This is a genomic window from Pseudacidovorax sp. RU35E, assembly GCF_900156165.1.
Taxonomy (GTDB): domain Bacteria; phylum Pseudomonadota; class Gammaproteobacteria; order Burkholderiales; family Burkholderiaceae_C; genus Xenophilus.
Map to the genome: position 1 here is coordinate 414875 of NZ_FTMY01000002.1, position 18091 is coordinate 432965.

An 18091-nucleotide genomic window follows, 5' to 3' on the forward strand; every position below is an offset into this window, starting at 1 on the left:
CATGCAGACCGCGATCCGCCTGCCGGCCGTCCGGCTGCATGTGCACTGGAGCGACCGTGCGGCGCACTTGCTGCTGGTGGCCGTGGCGCTGCTGCTGGTCATCGGCCTGCTGTTGCCCTTGGGGGCCATCCTGTCGCAGGCGCTGCAGCAGACCGAGGAGCGCTCCGGCTGGGGCCACTTCCGCGCCTACCTCGCATCGCCCGCATTGCTGGGCAGCCTCTGGAACAGCCTGTGGGTGTCCGCACTGGTGACGACCCTCGTGATCCCGCTGGCCTTCGGCTTCGCCTATGCGCTCACGCGCAGCTGCATGCCCGCCAAGGGCCTGCTGCGCAGCATCACGCTGCTGCCCCTGCTGGCGCCTTCGCTGCTGTCGGCCATCTCGCTGATCTACTGGTTCGGCAACCAGGGCGCCGCCAAGGGGCTGTGGCAGGCGCTGGGCTTCGAGAGCATCTATGGCGCGCCGGGCATCGTGCTCGCGGAATGCTTCGCCACCTTCCCGCATGCGCTGATGGTTCTGGTGACGGCGCTGTCGCTGGCCGACGCGCGGCTCTATGAAGCCGCCGATGCGATGGGCACGCGAACCCTGCGGCGCTTCTTCACCATCACGCTGCCGGGCGCGAAGTACGGGCTGATTTCCGCGGCATTGGTGGTGTTCACGCTGGTCATCACCGATTTCGGCATCCCCAAGGTGGTCGGCGGCAACTTCAACGTGCTCGCCACCGACGTGTTCAAGCTGGTGATCGGCCAGCAGGACTTCCAGCGTGGCGCCGTCGTGGCCCTGCTGCTGCTGGCACCCGCGCTGCTCACCTTCACGGTCGATCACCTGGTGCAGCGCAAGCAGACGGCCATGCTCACGGCGCGCGCAGTGGCGCTGACGCCCCGGCCGGCCAAGGGCTTCGATGCGGCCATGACCGCCTACTGTCTGCTCGTCTGCGCACTGATGGTGGCGACGTTCGGCATGGCGGTCTTCGCTTCCTTTGCCAAGCTGTGGCCCTACAACCTCACGCCCAGCCTCGACCATTACGTCGCCGGCATCGTCGACGCCGAGCTGGGCGGCGCGGTGCTCAACAGCCTGCTGCTGGCGGCCTGTACGTCCGTGGTCGGCACGGCGGTGGTGTTCTGCGGCGCCTACCTGCTGGAGAAGACGCGCGGCCTGGACGTGCTGCGCCCTGTGATCCGGCTGATGGCCATGCTGCCCATGGCGGTGCCCGGACTGGTGCTGGGTCTGGGCTACATCTTCTTCTTCAACGCGCCGTGGAACCCACTCAATGGCCTGTACCAGACCATGGGCCTGCTGGTGCTGTGCACGGTAGTGCATTTCTACACGACGGGCCACCTGACCATGGTCACGGCGCTGAAGGCCATCGACGGCGAGTTCGAGGCCGTCGCCGCCTCGCTCAAGGTGCCGGTGTTCACCACCGTGCGCCGCGTCACGCTGCCGATCTGCCTGCCCGTGCTGCTGGACGTGTCGCGCTACTTCTTCATCAACGCGATGACCACCATCTCGGCAGTCGTCTTCCTGTACTCGCCCGAGACGCGCCTGGCTTCGGTCGCCATCCTCAACCTCGACGAGGCCGGCGAGATCGGCGCTGCCGCCGCCATGGCGGTGCTGATCGCCGGGACCTCGGCGATCGTGAACGTGCTGTACCTGCTGCTCGGCCGCTGGGTGGACCGCCGCACCCAGCGCTGGCGGCTGCGATGAGCCAAGGGGATTCCCACGAATGAGCAACACCCATTTCGACCTGATCGTGGTCGGTGCCGGCATCGTCGGCCTGGCCCATGCCTATACCGCTGCACGGCGCGGCCTCAAGGTCTGCGTGATCGAGAAGGACGCCGCCTGCATCGGTGCGTCCATCCGCAACTTCGGCTTCGTGACTGTGACGGGGCAGGGCGCCGGCGACACCTGGCGCCGCGCGCGGCGCGCACGCGAGGTGTGGGGCGAAGTGGCGCCGCAGGCGGGCATCGAGGTCGTCCACCAGGGGCTCTACCTCACGGCCTTCCGCGACAAGGCGCTGGCGGTGCTGGAGCAATTCATGGACACCGAGATGGCCGAAGGCTGCGAGTTGCTGGACGTGGCCGAGGCCGCACGGCGTGCACCGACGCTGCGGCTGGACGGGCCCGAAGGCCCGGCCCGGGCGGTCCTCTACAGCCCGCACGAGGCGCGCGTGGAGTCGCGCACCGCCATCGGCCTGCTGGCGGCCTGGCTGGCCGAGGCGCACGGCGTGGTCTTCCGCTTCAGCGAACAGGTGCTGGAGGTGGCCACGCCGCGCGTGCGCACCGCCCGCGCCACGCTGCACGCCCAGCGCGTGGCCGTCTGCACCAACATCGAACTGAACGGCCTGTTTGCCGAGCGGCTGGCGCCGCATCGCCTGCAGCTGTGCCAGTTGCACATGCTGCGGGTGCGCCCGCCGGAGGGCTTCAAGCTGCCCGGCTCGGTCATGGCCGACCTGAGCCTGGTGCGCTACCACGGCTACAGCAAGCTGCCGGCGGCGCAGGCGCTACGGGCCCAGCTGGAGGCGGAGGAGGGCGAGTCGCTGGCCCACGGCATCCACCTGATCGTGGTGCAGAGCGCCGACGGCTCGTTGGTGGTGGGGGACTCCCACCACTACGGCCCGGTGCTCGAACCCTTCGCCGACACGCAGGTCGACGCGCTGATGCTGCGTCACATGCAGGAGGCGCTGCACCTGCCCGACTACACCGTCACCCAGCGCTGGGTGGGCACCTATCCCTCGTCGCCCGACACCGACTGCCTGATCGACGCGCCGGACGATGCCACGCGCCTGGTGATCGTCACCAGCGGCACCGGTGCCAGCACGGCCTTCGGCATCGCCGAAGAAGTCTTCGCCGGCTGGTAGGCCGACCCACCGCATATCACATGACTGACCCGCAAAAACTCCAGGCCGTCGTCTTCGACTGGGCCGGCACCATCATCGACTTCGGCTCCTGCGCGCCCATGGGCGCCTTCGTGCGCCTGTTCGAGCGCTACGGCATCGACCTCAGCATCGCCGAGGCGCGCGGTCCCATGGGCGTGGCCAAGTGGGACCACATCCATGCGCTGAGCCAGCTGCCACGCGTGGCGGCCCAATGGGAGGCGCGCTTCGGCCGCGGCTTCACGCGGGCCGACATCGACGAGCTCTACGAGGTGTTCACGCCGATGAACGCGGCCGTGGTGCCCGACTTCTGCGACTTCGTCCCGGGCGCGCTCGACACCGTGGCCGCCGTGCGTGCGCGCGGCCTGCGCATCGGCTCCACCACCGGCTACAACCGGCCGATCATGGAGGTGGTGACGCCCATCGCCGCCAAGGGCGGTTATGTGCCGGATAACCTCGTCTGCGCGGGCGACCTGGCGGCCGGCCGGCCTTCGCCCTTGATGATGTACCGCTGCTTTGCCGACCTGGGCGTGTGGCCGGCCCATTCGGTGGTCAAGGTGGACGACACCGGCGTGGGCGTGCAGGAGGGCCTGAATGCCGGCACCTGGGCCGTGGGGCTGGCGATCAGCGGCAATGCAGCGGGTCTCACGCTGGCCGAGTGGCAGGCGCTCGATGCCGCCGGCCAGGCGCAGGTGCGCGCCCGTGCCACGGCCGAGTTGAAGAGCGCCGGGGCGCACTACGTGATCGACAGCGTGGCGGACCTGATGCCGGTGCTGGACGACATCGACGCGCGGATGGCGCGCGGCGAACGGCCGTCGGCCTGAACCTTTGCCAGCGCGCGACGCGCGCCTGTCGTGCCGCCGCCGCGGCCATCCGCCTCGATACCCACTGGCCGCTGCCGCGATCCGAGCCTTAAGGCTCCGGCCGCCGCCAGAGCCAGATCAGCACGCAGGCCATGGCGCCGATTCCTGCAGCGGCACCCCAGCGGGAGGGCGACAGCCAGATCAGCACGACGGCGCACACGGCCATGGCCGCTGCGGCGCTGCGCTTGGCCCGTCGGCTGACACGCCCGCCGGCGCGCCAGTTCAAGATCAGTGGCCCGAACAGCGGGTGCCTTTCCAGCCAGCCCGCGAGCCTGGGCGAACTGCGGGCGGCCGCCCAGGCGGCCAGCAGCACGAAGGGCGTGGTCGGCAGGCCCGGCAGGACGACACCGGCCACGGCCAGGGCCAACGCCACCACGGCCAGTGCCATCATCAGCCAGCGCGCCGGGCCGCGCAGGCGCCGAGGTGCCGCGTCCTGCGGCTGAACGGCGGGCGTTGGGGGCGGCGTGCGCTCCACGTGACTCAGCGATCCGTGCGCACGCGCATGAAGCGCGCAAAGCGCGGCACCCCCTGCGCCGTGAGGCCGTTGTAGCGGTAGGTGACCGTGCTGCCCACAGGCGGCGGATCGTCGCGCTGTGCATCGGTGAAGCCGCCGCCCAGTTTGAACACCACACCTTCGGGCGTGCGCACCTGCAGCGCGCCCATCCGGCCCGCATGCCGGCCCTGGCCCGGCAGGTGCGCGAGCACCACCGCCTCGGCATCGTCGTAGGGCTTGACCTTGAGAAGGTCCGCACTGCGGCCGGCGCCATAGAGCGAACTGCCTCGATGCAGCATCAGTCCTTCGCCGCCGGCCCGCACCGTGGCGTCGAGTTGCCGCCGGAGCGCCTCGGCCGTGGTGGCGCGTTCCTGCCGCACCGGTTCGAGCCAGGGGGTGGCCTCGACCGGCAGCAGCCGTTGCAGCACCTGCAGCCGGTGGTCGAAGTCGCCCGGTTCTGCGGGCAGGTCGAAGACCATGAAGCGCATGGCACGCCAGGCCGCATCGTCGGGCGCCTGGCTGCGCACCGTGCCCGAGGCATGCTCGAAGCGCCCGCGGCCGGCCCATAGCTCGCCATCCATGGGTTGCTGCGGCCAGCCGGCCGTGAACCATGCCGGCGCGGCAATGCGCTCGCCGCCGCGTGTCCACAGCGTCTGCCCGTCCCAGAAGCCGCGCACGCCGTCGTACTTCTCGCTGACCCAGTAGCCTTCCAGCGGCATGCCCGGGCGCCAGACCTCCGCCAGCATCAGCGCGGGCGGCGCGGCCCGGGCCGGCACGCTCAGCGCAAACGAAAGCGCCGTCAGCAGAAGACCGCGACGGCGCATGTTCATCACAAGGGAAAGAAAAAGTGGCTCAGCCTTCGGCCGGCTCGTCGATGCCGCCGACCACGTTGCTGAAGCCGCCGTCCACGTAGGTGATCTCGGCCGTCACGCCACCAGCCAGGTCGGACAGCAGGAAGGCCGCCACATTGCCCACGTCGTCGATGGTCACGTTGCGGCGAATGGGCGAGACGGCCGCCACGGCAGGCAGCAGCTTGCCGAATCCCTTGATGCCGCTGGCCGCCAGCGTCTTGATGGGGCCGGCGCTGATGCCGTTGACGCGCACGCCCTTGGGGCCCAGCGAGCCAGCCAGGTAGCGCACCGAGGCTTCCAGGCTGGCCTTGGCCAGGCCCATGGTGTTGTAGTTGGGCACCACACGCACGGCGCCCAGGTAGGTCAGGGTGAGCAGCGCTGCCTGGTCGTTGAGATAGGGAAGGGCGGCCTTGGCCATGGCCGGGAAGCTGTAGGCGCTGATGTCGTGCGCGATCTTGAACGCCTCGCGTGAGAGGCCTTCAAGGAAGTCGCCGGCGATGGCCTCGCGCGGCGCAAAGCCGATGCTGTGGACGAAGCCGTCGAACTTGGGCCAGGTCTGCGACAGGTCCTCGAACAGCTTGGCGATCTGGGCATCGTCGCCCACGTCGCAGTCGAAGACCAGCTTGGAGTCGAAGTCGGCAGCGAACTCGGTGATGCGGTCCTTGAAGCGCTCGCCCACGTAGCTGAAGGCGAGCTCGGCGCCTTGTGCATGGCAGGCCTTGGCGATGCCGTAGGCGATGGAACGATTGGAAAGGACGCCGGTGATCAGAAGTTTCTTGCCGCTGAGAAAGCCCATGGGTCTGCCTTGAGAAAAACTTGGGCAGAATTCTCGCATGCGACTCTGGCTGCTCCCGGCCCTTCTGGTTGCGGCGCTGCCCGCCTGGGGTGCGCACGCCTATTCCCAGTTCGGCGACATCAAGTACCCCGCCGGCTTCACCCACTTCGATTACGTGAACCCGGACGCGCCCAAGGGCGGCGAGATCCGGCTGGTGCCGCCGATCGCGGTCACGCAGTTCGACAAGTTCAATCCCTTCACGCTCAAGGGCACGGCGCCCGCAGGCCTCACGGACCTGGTGTTCGAGTCACTGCTAGTGGGCAATCTGCAGGAGCCCTCGACCGCCTACGGCCTGCTGGCCGAGGACGTGGAGGTGGCGCCCGACCATCGCTCCGCCGTGTTCCGACTGCGGCCCGCGGCGCGCTTCAGCGATGGCACGCCAGTGCTGGCCGAAGACGTCGTGCATTCATGGCGCACGCTCATCAGCAAGCAGGCGGCGCCGCAGTTCCGCACGCTGCTCGCGGGCATCCGCAGCGTCAAGGCCTTGAGCGAACGCGTGGTGCGCTTCGACTTCGATTCGGACAACCGCGAACTTCCCCTGCTGGCCGGCGGCATCCCGGTGTTCAGTCAGCGCTGGGGGCAGGGCAAGCCCTTCGATCAGGTCATCACCGAACTGCCCATCGGCTCCGGCCCGTACCGGCCATCCAGTGGCCGGCTGGGGCGCGACATCACGTACGTGCGCGACAACAACTACTGGGGTCGCAACCTGCCGGTGCGCCGCGGGCAGTACAACTTCGACCGCATCACCTACAAGCTCTACCTGGATGACACGGCCCGGTTCGAAGGCTTGAAGGCGGGGGAATACGACCTCAAGCGCGAGTTCATCTCCCGCAACTGGGCGCGCCAGTACACGGGCCGCGCCTTCGACCGCGGCGAAGTCAAGAAGCAGGTCTTTCCCAGCGGCGCGCCGGGCGACTACCAGGGCTACATCTTCAACCTGCGCAACCCCAAGCTGCAGGACGTGCGCGTGCGGCAGGCGCTGGCCCTGACGATGGATTTCGAATGGCTCAACCGCCAGATGTTCTACGGCATCTACACGCGGGTGCAGGGTTGGTATCCCAACAGCCCGTTCCAGGCCAAGGGTCTGCCAGGCCCCGATGAGCTGGCCCTGCTGGAGCCGCTGCGCGCGCAACTTCGGCCGGAGGTGTTCGGCCCCGCGCCGCTGTCGCCCAGTACTGCGCCGCCATCCAGCCTGCGCGAGAACCTGCGCAAGGCCCGCGACCTGCTCGCCCAGGCGGGTTGGACCTATCGCGACGGCGCCTTGCGCAATGCCAGGGGCGAGGCCTTCACGCTCGAATACCTCAACGCCCAGCCTTCTGGCGTGCGACTGGTGTTGCCGATGCAGGCCGCCATGGCCAAGCTGGGCATCCAGCTGACGGTGCGCAATGTCGATGGCGCGCTCTACCAGCAACGCATGGACGACTTCGACTTCGAGCTTGGCAGCATCCGCATCCCGGCACGCACCACGCCGGGAAGCGAGTTGCTCGAATACTTCGGCTCGGAAGCCGCCGGCACCCATGGTTCGGCCAACTACTGGGGCCTGAAGGATCCGGCCGTGGACGCGCTGATCCGGCGCGTGCTGGCCGCCACCACGCGCGACGAATTGGGCGCGGCCATGCGTGCGCTCGACCGCGTGCTGACCAACGGCTACTACGGCATCCCGCAGTGGTACAGCAGCAGCTTCCTGGTGGGCTACCGGCCGGCGGGCTTCGTCCTGCCGCCGAGCATCCCTCCCTATTACGAACCCGACAGCTGGGCCGCGGCGACGTGGTGGGCTTCCTCCAGCAACAAGTAGGCCGCGCGGCATGCCCATCTACATCCTCAAACGTCTGCTGCTGATGGTGCCGACCCTGCTGGGCGTGCTGCTCGTGAGCTTCGCGGTCATCCAGTTCGTGCCGGGCGGTCCGGTCGAGCAGATGGTCTCGCAGCTGCAGGGCCGCTCGGCCGGTGGCGAGGGGCCTTCGGCTGGGGGCTCCGCCTACCGCGGGCGGCAGGGCCTGAGCCCGCAGCAGGTCGCTGACATCAAGGCGCTGTACGGCTTCGACAAGCCGGCGTCCGAGCGCTTCTGGCAGATGCTCAAGGCCTTCGTGCGCTTCGACCTCGGCCAGAGCTTCTACCAGCGCAAGGCGGTGTGGGACCTGGTCAAGGAAAAGCTGCCGGTGTCGATCAGCCTGGGACTGTGGACCTTCTTCATCAGCTACCTCATCGCCGTGCCACTGGGCGTGGCGAAGGCTGTGCGAGCCGGCACGCGCTTCGATTTCGTGACCACGCTGCTCGTGCTGGTGGGCTATGCGATTCCGGGCTTCGTGCTGGGCGTCGCGCTGCTGGTGATCTTTGGCGGGCAACTGCAGTGGTTCCCGTTGCGCGGGCTGACCTCGGCGAACTGGGAGCAGATGTCCTGGGGCGCGCGCATCGTCGACTACCTGTGGCACATCGCGCTGCCCATCACGGCCATGGTGCTGGGCAGCTTTGCCGTCACGGCCATGCTGACCAAGAACGCCTTCCTCGAAGAGATCCGCAAGCAGTACGTGCTGACGGCCCGCGCCAAGGGTCTGCGCGAGAAGCAGATTCTGTGGAAGCACGTCATGCGCAATGCGCTGATCCCGATCATCACGGGCTTTCCGGCCGCGTTCATCGGTGCCTTCTTCACCGGCTCGCTGCTGATCGAGACACTGTTCTCGCTCGACGGCCTGGGCCTGCTCAGCTACGAGAGCGTGATCCGCCGGGACTATCCGGTGGTGCTGGGCACGCTCTACCTCTTCACGTTGATCGGCCTGGTGACCAAGCTGATCAGCGACCTCTGCTACGTGTGGGTGGATCCGCGCGTCAAGTTCGACTGAGCATGAGCGACACCTCCGCGCCTTCCGTTCCCTTGTCGCCCGGCCGCCGGGCCTGGCGGCGCTTTCGCCGCAACCGGCTGGGCTTCGTCAGCCTGGTGCTGTTCACCGTGCTGGTAGTGCTGAGCCTCTTCGCCGAGGTGCTGTCGTCCGACCGGCCGCTGGTGGTGCGCTACGACGGCCAGCTCTACTTTCCGGTGCTGACCGACTATTCCGAGAAGACCTTTGGCGGCGACTTCGAGACACCGGCAGACTACCTCGATCCCTTCATCCGCGAGCGCATCGCGCAGGGTGGCAACTGGGCCTTGTACGCACCGAACCCGTATGGGCCCCGCACCCTGAACTACTTTGCCAGCCGGCCGAATCCCGCAGCGCCTTCCTCTGAGAACCTGCTGGGCACCGACGACCGTGGTCGTGACCTGCTTGCCCAGTTGATCTACGGCTTCCGAGTGAGCGTGCTGTTCGCGCTGGCGCTCACGGTCATCGGCGTGGTGCTGGGCGTGATCACCGGCGCCATCCAGGGCTTCTTCGGCGGCAAGACCGACTTGGCCTTTCAGCGCTTCATCGAGATCTGGGGCTCCATGCCCGAGCTTTACTTGCTGATCATCTTCAGCGCCATCTTCGCGCCGAGCGTGGCGCTCTTGCTGGTGCTGCTGTCGCTGTTCGGCTGGATGGGGCTGTCGGACTACGTGCGGGCCGAGTTCCTGCGCAACCGGCAGATGGACTATGTGCGTGCGGCGCGCGCTTTGGGCGTGGGCAACCTGGCCATCATGTGGCGCCACATCCTGCCCAACAGCCTGGTGCCGGTGGTGACCTTCCTTCCCTTCCGCATGAGCGCGGCCATCCTGGCGCTGACCTCGCTCGACTTCCTGGGCCTGGGCGTGCCGCCCGGCACGCCCTCCCTGGGCGAACTGCTCAACCAGGGCAAAGCCAACATCGACGCCTGGTGGATCTCGCTGTCCACCTTTGGCGTGCTGGTAGTCACGCTGATGCTGCTCACCTTCATGGGCGACGCGCTGCGCGACGCCATGGATCCGCGGAAGGCCTGACCCATGACACAGCCTCTTCTGCGCGTGAAGGACCTGCGCATCGCCTTCGACGGCAAGCCGGTAGTGCACGGCGTCGATTTCGATCTGGCCGCCGGCGAAAAGCTGGCGCTCGTCGGCGAATCCGGCTCGGGCAAGACGGTCACGGCCCTCAGCCTGCTGCGTCTCGTCCCTGATGCGCAGGTGACGGGCGAAGCGTGGCTCGGCGGCGATGCGCCGCGCGATCTGCTGGCCCTTCCCGAACGGCAACTGCGCAGCATCCGCGGCCGTGAAATCGCCATGATCTTCCAGGAGCCGATGACGGCCCTGAACCCGCTCTACCCGGTGGGCGACCAGATCGCCGAGGTGCTGCGGTTGCACGAAGGCCTCGATGCCCGCAGTGCGCACGAGGCAGCGGTGCAGTTGCTGGCCGATACCGGCGTGCCGGAGCCAGGGCGTCGGGTGCGGGCCTTTCCGCACCAGCTTTCTGGTGGGCAACGTCAGCGCGCCATGATCGCCATGGCGCTGGCCTGCAAGCCGCGGCTGCTGCTGGCCGACGAACCCACCACGGCCCTGGACGTGACGCTGCGCGTTCAGATCCTCGACCTGCTCGACACGCTCCAGCAGCGCCATGGCATGGCCGTGCTGATGATCACGCACGACCTGAACCTCGTGCGCCGCTTTGCCGACCGCGTGGCGGTCATGGAGCACGGGCGGCTGGTGGAGCAGGGCAGCGTGCGGCAGGTCTTCGATGCGCCGCGCCATCCCTACACCTGCAAGCTGATCGACAGTCGTCCCGAGCGACACGTGGCAGCGGCCGCTTCGGGGAGCGGTGACACGCCGGTGCTGGCGGCCCGCGAGGTCGCCGTCAGCTATCCGGTCCCGCGGCCGGGCCTGCGGGGCTGGTTCGCCCGCGATCGTTTCGTCGCGGTGCAGGGCGCTGACCTGCAGATCGCGCCGGGCGAGACACTGGGCGTGGTCGGCGAGTCGGGCTCCGGCAAGTCGACCTTGGCGTTGGCCGCGCTGGGCCTGCTGCCCTTCGCCGGCGACATGCGGGTGACGGGCCAGGCCTGGCGCCGCGGCGCCAAGGCCGACCGCGCGCTGCGGCGGCAGGTGCAAGCCGTATTCCAGGATCCATTTTCGTCGCTGTCGCCGCGCATGACGGTGGCGCAGATCGTGGGGGAGGGCCTGTCGGTCCATGCGCCTGGACTGCCGCCTGCCGAACGGCACGCGCGGGTCGTCCAGGCGTTGGCGGAGGTCGGTCTGGGCGAGGCGCAGTTTCCCCAGTTGCTTTCGCGTTATCCGCACGAGTTCTCGGGCGGCCAGCGCCAGCGCATCGCCATCGCCCGTGCGCTGATCGTGCAGCCGCGCCTCTTGGTTCTGGACGAGCCCACCAGCGCTCTCGACGTCACCATCCAGAAGCAGGTGCTGGCCCTGTTGCAGCGACTGCAGCGAGAGCAGGGGCTGGCCTACCTCCTCATCACGCACGACGTCGAGGTCGTCCAGGCCATGGCCCACCGCGTGGTCGTCATGAAGGATGGGCGCATCGTCGAGCAGGGGCCGGTCGATGCCGTCCTCGGCGCACCGGTCCATGCCTATACCCGTCAGCTCGTCTCCGCGGCGCTGGTGGGGCATCCCACGTGAATGGCGCCGGTCAGGGCGGCACACGCTCCGAAAGCGCCCAGGCCTGGCGCGCGGCCCTGGGCTGCATGGTGGCACTGGCGGTGGCCATGGGTCTCGGCCGGTTCGCCTTCACGCCCATGCTGCCGGTCATGCTCGGCGAGGGGCAGGTCGACCTGCAGGCAGGCGGGCTGCTGGCCTCGCTCAACTACCTGGGTTATTTCGTCGGCGCCTTGTCCAGCGCCTGGGTGCGTGCGCCGGCGCGCACGCTGGTGCGCGGGGGGCTGGTGGCCACGGCCGTGCTGCTGGTCGGCATGGGGCTGCTGCATGGCTTTGCCGCCTGGGCCACCTTGCGCGCTGCGGCTGGCCTCGCGAGCGCCTGGGTCTTCGTCTTTGCCAGCGGATGGGGGGCGCGGCGTCTGGCGGAGGCGCATGCGCCCGGACTGGGTGGCGTCATCTATGCGGGGCCCGGCCTGGGCATTGCGCTGACGGGCTTCCTGGGTGGTCCGGCAGGGCGGTGGGGCGCTTCGACGGCCTGGTGCGTGTATGGCGTCCTGGCCTTGGCCCTGACTGCGCTGGTCTGGCGCATCTTCGACGACGGACGCGAGGGCATGCCTGCTGCTGCGGCCGTTTCACCCATGCCGCCGGCGGCGGCCGGCGTCGGCCCTGAAGCGGCTTGGCTGGTCGGGCTCTATGGCTTGGCCGGCTTCGGCTACATCATCACGGCGACCTTCCTTCCGGTCATCGCCCGGCAGGCGTTGCCGGGCTCGACGTGGCCCGACCTCTTCTGGCCGCTTTTCGGGTTGGCTGTGGTGCCGGGGGTGCTGATCGGCGGGCGGGCACCGCAGCATTGGGACAACCGCCTGCTGCTCGCTGGCGGCTATGTCATGCAGGCGATCGGTGTCCTGCTGTCCGTGGCCTGGCCGACGATCACGGGGTTCGCGGTTGGCAGCATGCTCCTGGGCCTGCCTTTCACCGCGATCACTTTGTTCGCGGTGCGAGAGGCGCGCCGGTTGCGTGGCAATGCCGCGGCTGGACTGATCGGTTATGCCACGGCCTCTTACGGCCTGGGCCAGATCGTGGGGCCGCTCTTCGCAGCACCGGTGGCGCAGCGCTGGGGCGGCTTTGCGCCTGCGCTGTGGGTCGCCGCGGTGGCGCTGATGCTGGGGGCGATACTGTTCGTGGTCGTCTGGCGCCGCACGGCATCCAGGCCGTCAGGCGGCTGAATCCGGGTGCTCAATCGACTGGCGCATAGGAAGAGAAAGCGTTGCACTGTGGCCGCAATTCGACTGTCGTGCCGACGTGCCGGCTTGCATTGACGCGCAGCAGGTGCAATCGCGACACAAATTCCCTATAATCGAAGGCTCACGACCAAACGGGCGGGTACTCACCGCCCTTTTTTTTTGGTTGTCCCCCTTCTTCGCCGCCTCGGGTACTTGATTTTCAGGCCCGCCGGATGCACTGCCGTCCGGCAGGCCTTCGGTTCTGGTGCGGCGCCAAAGGGTCGGCCAGGGCTTTCAGTCAGAAGGACGCACGCGAACGGTGGCATTGCAGCAGACGGTAGAAAAAACGGTAGCCCAGACAGTGACTGGGCTGGGTTACGACCTGGTGGAGATCGAGCGCTCGGCCGGTGGGCTGCTGCGCGTGACGATCGATCTGCCCTGGGCCGGCCCCGTTGCCGAGGGTGTCGAAGAAGCCTTCGTGACCGTCGAGGACTGCGAAAAGGTCACCCGCCAGCTTCAGTACACGCTCGAGGTCGAGGGTGTCGACTACCAGCGGCTGGAAGTCTCCTCCCCAGGCATCGACCGTCCGCTTCGTCATGACCGCGACTTCGAGCGCTTTGCCGGCGAAGTCATCGACATCGTGCTGAAGGCGCCCATGGGCCAGGCTGCGGCAGGCCAGGTCAGTGCCAGTCGCAAGAAGTTTCGCGGCACGCTCGAGCGCGTGGATGCGGCCGACGGCAGTCACGGTTGGCAGATCGTCTGGAGCGACGAGCCGACGCCTGCCAAGCCGGGTCAGAAGATCAGCAAGAAGCGCCCGCCTGCCACGCTGCAGGCGCTGGGCTTCACTCTGGACGAGCTGCGCGAGGCGCGACTCGCTCCCCTCGTGGATTTCAAAGGGCGCAAGCCCAAGAGCGGCGCGGCGACGCCGCAGTGACAAGAACGAACAGTAGGGTCATCGAATGAATCGCGAAATGTTGATGCTGGTGGACGCGATCTCGCGCGAGAAGAACGTCGAGCGCGACGTCGTCTTCGCCGCCGTGGAGTCCGCCCTGGCACAGGCGACCAAAAAGCTGTATCCGGGCGATGTGGACATCCGTGTGGCCATCGACCGCGACACCGGCGCCTATGAAACCTTCCGCCGCTGGCACGTCGTGCCCGACGAAGCCGGCCTGCAACTGCCCGACCAGGAAATCCTGCTGTTCGAAGCCAAGGAAGAAGTGGCCGACATCGAGGTCGACGAATACATCGAGGAGCCGATCGAGTCGCTGCCCATCGGCCGTATCGGCGCCATGGCCGCCAAGCAGGTGATCCTGCAGAAGATCCGCGATGCCGAGCGCGAGATGCTGCTCAACGACTTCATGTCGCGCGGCGAGCGCATCTTCACCGGCACCGTCAAGCGCATGGACAAGGGCGACATCATCGTCGAGTCCGGTCGTGTCGAGGGTCGCCTGCGCCGCGGCGAGATGATCCCCAAGGAAAACCTGCGCAACGGCGACCGCGTGCGGGCCATGATCATGGAGGTCGACCTGACGCTGCGCGGCGCGCCGATCATCCTGTCGCGCTCGGCGCCCGAGTTCATGATCGAGCTCTTCCGCAATGAAGTGCCCGAGATCGAGCAGGGCCTGCTCGAGATCAAGAGCTGCGCCCGCGACCCGGGCAGCCGCGCCAAGATCGCCGTGCTGAGCCACGACAAGCGCGTGGACCCCATCGGCACCTGCGTCGGCGTGCGCGGCACCCGGGTGAACGCCGTCACCAACGAGCTCGCCGGCGAACGCGTGGACATCGTGCTGTGGTCGGACGATCCGGCCCAGTTCGTCATCGGTGCGCTGGCCCCGGCCAACGTGCAGTCCATCGTGGTCGACGAAGAAAAACACGCCATGGACGTGGTGGTCGACGAGGAAAACCTCGCCATCGCCATCGGCCGCGGCGGCCAGAACGTTCGCCTGGCTTCCGAGCTGACCGGCTGGAAGATCAACATCATGGACGCGAACGAATCGGCCCAGAAGCAGGCCGAGGAAACCGCCGGTACGCGCCAGCTCTTCATGGAGAAGCTGGACGTCGACGAAGAGATCGCCGACATCCTGATCCAGGAAGGCTTTTCCAGCCTGGAAGAAGTGGCCTACGTGCCCATCGCCGAGATGCTCGAGATCGAGGCCTTCGACGAAGACACCGTCAACGAACTGCGCGCCCGTGCCAAGGACGTGCTGCTCACGATGGAGATCGCCCGCGAGGAGAAGGTGGAGGCCGTGTCGCAGAACCTGCGCGACCTGGAAGGCCTGACGCCCGAACTGATCGGCAAGCTGGCGGAAGCCGGCATCCACACCCGCGACGACCTGGCCGACCTCGCCGTCGACGAACTCACCGAAATCACCGGCCAGACCGCCGACGAAGCAAAGTCCCTCATCCTCAAGGCACGCGAACATTGGTTCGACGGCGCGCAAGAGTGATGTGATGGGAGGCACCAGATCTTATGTCCAGCACCACCGTTGCAGAGTTCGCACAGGAACTCAAGAAGACGCCCGAAACCTTGCTTGACCAACTCCGCAGCGCCGGCGTGGCCAAGTCTGCCGCTTCGGATGCCCTTACCGAGGGCGACAAGCAGCGCCTGCTCAGCCATCTCAAGGCGAGCCATGGCACTGCCGTGCCTGCCGAGCGCAAGAAGATCACGCTGACCAAGAAGTCGACCAGCGAGATCAAGCAGGCCGACGCCCTGGGCCGTGCGCGCACGATCCAGGTGGAGGTGCGCAAGAAGCGCACCTTCATGCAGCGCGACGATGTGCCAGCAGACAACACCGCCGCCCGCGAGGAAGAAGAGGCTGAACTCGCCCGCCGCGCGGCCGAGCTGGCCCGCCGCGAGGAAGAGGCCCGTCAGGCCGCCGAGGCGCTGCGCCGGCAGGAAGAAGAGCTGGCGCGTCAGCGCGCCGAGCGCGAAGCGGCCGAGGCCGCCGAGCGCGAGCGACAGGCCCGCGAGGACGCCGAAGAGGCGGCCGCGCGTGCCAAGGCCGATGCCGTGGACTCCGTGGATCGCACCCGCCGCGAGCGCGAGGTGCAGGTCGAGCGTGCACGCGCCGAAGCTGCTGCGTTGAACGCTGCCGCGTATCAGGCCCGCGTGGCTTCGTCGCCCAGTGCCCGCGCCCAGGCCGAGGCCGATGCCGTCGCTGCCGCAAAGGCCAGTGCCGACAAGGTTGCCGCCGACCGCGCTGCCGCCGAGAAGGCACGTGAGGAAGCGCGCGAAGAGGCCCGCGCCAAGGCCGCGGCCGAATCCAAGGCTGCCGCCGACGCCGAGGCCGCCCGCGCTCGCGATCTGGACGAGCGCCGGCGCAAGGCACTTGCCGAGGCCGAGGCCATCCGTCAGATGATGAACGCGCCCAAGCGCGTGTTGGTGGCCAAGAAGGAAGAGCCCAAGCCGGTCGAGGCCAAGCCCGCCGTCAAGGGCACGCTGCACAAGCCGGCCACCGGCACGGGCACGCGTCCGGCTGGCGCTGCTGGCGCCGCCGCCGCGGCACCTGCCGGGCCAGGCAAGGAAGTCAAGTCGGCCAAGCTGTCCTCGAGCTGGGCCAACGACAACGCCAAGAAGAAGGAAATCAAGACCCGTGGCGACGCCAGTGGCGGCGTGGGTCGCAACAACTGGCGCAGCGGACCGCGCAGTCGTCGTGGCGGCAATGACCGCGACGATTCGCACCAGCAGGCAGCACCCGCCGAGCAGCGCATCATCGAAGTGCACGTGCCCGAGACGATCACCGTCTCCGAGCTGGCGCACAAGATGGCTGTCAAGGCGTCCGAGGTGATCAAGCAGCTGATGAAGCTGGGCCAGATGGCGACCATCAACCAGTCGCTGGACCAGGACACGGCCATGATCCTCGTCGAGGAAATGGGCCACAAGGCGGTCGTGGCCGCGCTGGACGACCCCGAGGCATTCACCGAGGAGGAGGTGCAGGCCGCAGCGGCCGACGCGCTGCCTCGCGCGCCCGTGGTCACCGTCATGGGCCACGTGGACCATGGCAAGACCTCGCTGCTGGACCGCATCCGCACCACCAAGGTGGCGGCGGGCGAAGCTGGCGGCATCACGCAGCACATCGGCGCCTACCACGTCGAGACGCCGCGCGGCATGATCTCCTTCCTGGACACCCCGGGCCACGAGGCCTTCACGGCCATGCGTGCCCGTGGTGCGCAGGCCACCGATATCGTCATCCTGGTGGTGGCGGCGGACGACGGCGTCATGCCGCAGACCAAGGAAGCCATCAAGCACGCCAAGGCGGCAAAGGTGCCGATCGTGGTGGCGATCAACAAGATCGACAAGCCCGATGCGAATTCCGAGCGCGTGCGAAGCGAGCTGGTGGCCGAAGAAGTGGTGCCGGAAGAATTCGGCGGCGATTCGCCCTTCGTCGAGGTCTCGGCCAAGACGGGCAAGGGCATCGACGCTCTGCTGGAGCAGGTGCTGCTGCAGGCCGAAGTGCTGGAACTCAAGGCGCCGGTGGATGCCGCCGCCAAGGGTCTGGTGATCGAAGCCCAGCTGGACAAGGGCCGCGGCCCGGTGGCCACGGTGCTGGTGCAGTCGGGCACGCTCAAGGTCGGCGACGTGGTGCTGGCAGGGGCGACCTTCGGCCGTGTCCGCGCCATGACGGACGAGGACGGCCAGAACACCAAGTCGGCCGGCCCTTCCATCCCGGTGGAGATCCAGGGCCTGACCGAAGTGCCGCAGGCGGGCGACGAGTTCATGGTGATGGTCGACGAGCGCCGTGCGCGCGAGATCGCCACCTACCGTGCCGGCAAGTTCCGCAACACCAAGCTGGCCCGCCAGCAGGCAGCCAAGCTGGAGAACATGTTCTCCGACATGACGGCCGGTGAGGTCAAGACGCTGCCGATCATCATCAAGGCAGACGTGCAGGGCTCGCAGGAAGCGCTGTCGCAGTCGCTGCTCAAGCTGAGCAACGACGAGGTGCGCGTGCAGGTGGTGTACGCCGGCGTCGGCGGCATCAGCGAGTCGGACGTCAACTTGGCGATCGCTTCGAAGGGCATCGTCATCGGCTTCAACGTGCGTGCCGATTCCGGTGCGCGCAAGCTCGCCGAAGGCAATGGCGTGGACATCAAGTACTACGGCATCATCTACGACGCCGTGGACGAGCTGAAGACCGCGATGGCCGGCATGCTGGCGCCCGAGCGTCGTGAAGAGATCATCGGCCATGCCGAGATCCGCACGGTGTTCGTGGCCACGAAGATCGGCACGGTGGCCGGCTCGTATGTGCTGGACGGCGTGGTCAAGCGCGACGCCCACTTCCGACTGCTGCGCGACAACGTGGTGATCTACACCGGCGAGCTCGATTCGCTCAAGCGCATGAAGGACGACGTCAAGGAAGTGCGCGAAGGCTTCGAGTGCGGTATCAAGCTCAAGAACTACAACGACATCCGCGAGGGTGATCAGCTGGAGCTCTTCGAGATCAAGGAAATCGCGCGGACGCTGTAAGCGTCAGCCA

General features: G+C 67.9%; 14 protein-coding genes. 11 read left to right on the top strand and 3 right to left on the bottom strand.

The genetic code is table 11. The features are described 5' to 3' along the window. Position 1 precedes the first annotated feature (1 nt). From BXA03_RS04835 to phnX, 3 genes are read left to right on the top strand one after another with little or no spacing between them, the layout of a single operon-like run. Positions 2–1702 (top strand): putative 2-aminoethylphosphonate ABC transporter permease subunit, encoded by a 1701-nt coding sequence (locus BXA03_RS04835; RefSeq protein WP_076504452.1) that lies wholly within the window; start codon positions 2–4, stop codon positions 1700–1702. Positions 1703–1721: 19 nt separating this feature from the next. Beyond that, positions 1722–2855, top strand: coding sequence for a TIGR03364 family FAD-dependent oxidoreductase (locus tag BXA03_RS04840; RefSeq protein ID WP_076504454.1), 1134 nt, complete (start codon positions 1722–1724; stop codon positions 2853–2855). Between the two features lie 20 nt (positions 2856–2875). Continuing rightward, positions 2876–3694, top strand: coding sequence for a phosphonoacetaldehyde hydrolase (phnX, locus tag BXA03_RS04845; protein WP_076504457.1), 819 nt, complete (start codon positions 2876–2878; stop codon positions 3692–3694). Positions 3695–3782: 88 nt separating this feature from the next. On the opposite strand, the gene BXA03_RS04850 is transcribed toward phnX, so the two are convergent. The 3 genes from BXA03_RS04850 to fabI are packed head-to-tail and all read right to left on the bottom strand — an operon-like array spanning position 3783 to position 5873. Then, positions 3783–4208 (bottom strand): YbaN family protein, encoded by a 426-nt coding sequence (locus tag BXA03_RS04850; protein WP_076504459.1) that lies wholly within the window; start codon positions 4206–4208, stop codon positions 3783–3785. 5 nt (positions 4209–4213) lie between these two features. Continuing rightward, positions 4214–5050, bottom strand: coding sequence for a DNA ligase (locus BXA03_RS04855; protein WP_076504867.1), 837 nt, complete (start codon positions 5048–5050; stop codon positions 4214–4216). A gap of 28 nt (positions 5051–5078) precedes the next feature. After that, entirely contained in the window at positions 5079–5873 is a 795-nt protein-coding gene (fabI, locus tag BXA03_RS04860) for an enoyl-ACP reductase FabI (protein WP_076504461.1), read from the bottom strand. A gap of 37 nt (positions 5874–5910) precedes the next feature. Between fabI and BXA03_RS04865 the strand changes: the two genes are divergently transcribed. The 8 genes from BXA03_RS04865 (at position 5911) to infB (ending at position 18081) form a co-directional block, all read left to right on the top strand. After that, a complete protein-coding gene (locus BXA03_RS04865; RefSeq protein WP_076504462.1) occupies positions 5911–7707 on the top strand; it encodes an extracellular solute-binding protein in 1797 nt (598 codons plus the stop codon). 10 nt (positions 7708–7717) lie between these two features. Beyond that, positions 7718–8752, top strand: coding sequence for a microcin C ABC transporter permease YejB (locus BXA03_RS04870; protein WP_076504464.1), 1035 nt, complete (start codon positions 7718–7720; stop codon positions 8750–8752). A 2-nt stretch (positions 8753–8754) separates the two neighbouring features. Beyond that, positions 8755–9798 carry an ABC transporter permease gene (locus BXA03_RS04875; protein WP_076504466.1) on the top strand — a complete coding sequence of 348 codons (1044 nt, stop codon included), beginning with the start codon at positions 8755–8757 and terminating at the stop codon, positions 9796–9798. A gap of 3 nt (positions 9799–9801) precedes the next feature. After that, on the top strand, positions 9802–11418 hold the full coding sequence (locus BXA03_RS04880) for an ABC transporter ATP-binding protein (protein ID WP_076504468.1): 1617 nt from the start codon (positions 9802–9804) through the stop codon (positions 11416–11418). Between the two features lie 65 nt (positions 11419–11483). Further along, on the top strand, positions 11484–12620 hold the full coding sequence (locus tag BXA03_RS04885; RefSeq protein WP_076504868.1) for a YbfB/YjiJ family MFS transporter: 1137 nt from the start codon (positions 11484–11486) through the stop codon (positions 12618–12620). A gap of 316 nt (positions 12621–12936) precedes the next feature. Next, positions 12937–13551, top strand: a complete 615-nt coding sequence (gene rimP / locus BXA03_RS04890; protein WP_076504471.1) for a ribosome maturation factor RimP — start codon at positions 12937–12939, stop codon at positions 13549–13551. A gap of 25 nt (positions 13552–13576) precedes the next feature. After that, a complete protein-coding gene (gene nusA / locus BXA03_RS04895; RefSeq protein WP_076504473.1) occupies positions 13577–15064 on the top strand; it encodes a transcription termination factor NusA in 1488 nt (495 codons plus the stop codon). A gap of 23 nt (positions 15065–15087) precedes the next feature. Beyond that, complete coding sequence (infB, locus tag BXA03_RS04900; RefSeq protein ID WP_076504475.1) at positions 15088–18081, top strand: translation initiation factor IF-2; 2994 nt, start codon at positions 15088–15090, stop codon at positions 18079–18081. Positions 18082–18091 lie beyond the last annotated feature (10 nt).

Coding starts and splice junctions, on each gene's coding strand:
- nusA (WP_076504473.1), top strand. CDS start 13,577: ATGAATCGCGAAATGTTGATGCTGGTGGACGCGATCTCGCGCGAGAAG.
- BXA03_RS04855 (WP_076504867.1), bottom strand. CDS start 5,050: ATGCGCCGTCGCGGTCTTCTGCTGACGGCGCTTTCGTTTGCGCTGAGC.
- BXA03_RS04865 (WP_076504462.1), top strand. CDS start 5,911: ATGCGACTCTGGCTGCTCCCGGCCCTTCTGGTTGCGGCGCTGCCCGCC.
- infB (WP_076504475.1), top strand. CDS start 15,088: ATGTCCAGCACCACCGTTGCAGAGTTCGCACAGGAACTCAAGAAGACG.
- BXA03_RS04835 (WP_076504452.1), top strand. CDS start 2: ATGCAGACCGCGATCCGCCTGCCGGCCGTCCGGCTGCATGTGCACTGG.
- phnX (WP_076504457.1), top strand. CDS start 2,876: ATGACTGACCCGCAAAAACTCCAGGCCGTCGTCTTCGACTGGGCCGGC.
- BXA03_RS04880 (WP_076504468.1), top strand. CDS start 9,802: ATGACACAGCCTCTTCTGCGCGTGAAGGACCTGCGCATCGCCTTCGAC.
- BXA03_RS04885 (WP_076504868.1), top strand. CDS start 11,484: ATGGTGGCACTGGCGGTGGCCATGGGTCTCGGCCGGTTCGCCTTCACG.
- BXA03_RS04840 (WP_076504454.1), top strand. CDS start 1,722: ATGAGCAACACCCATTTCGACCTGATCGTGGTCGGTGCCGGCATCGTC.
- BXA03_RS04870 (WP_076504464.1), top strand. CDS start 7,718: ATGCCCATCTACATCCTCAAACGTCTGCTGCTGATGGTGCCGACCCTG.
- BXA03_RS04875 (WP_076504466.1), top strand. CDS start 8,755: ATGAGCGACACCTCCGCGCCTTCCGTTCCCTTGTCGCCCGGCCGCCGG.
- fabI (WP_076504461.1), bottom strand. CDS start 5,873: ATGGGCTTTCTCAGCGGCAAGAAACTTCTGATCACCGGCGTCCTTTCC.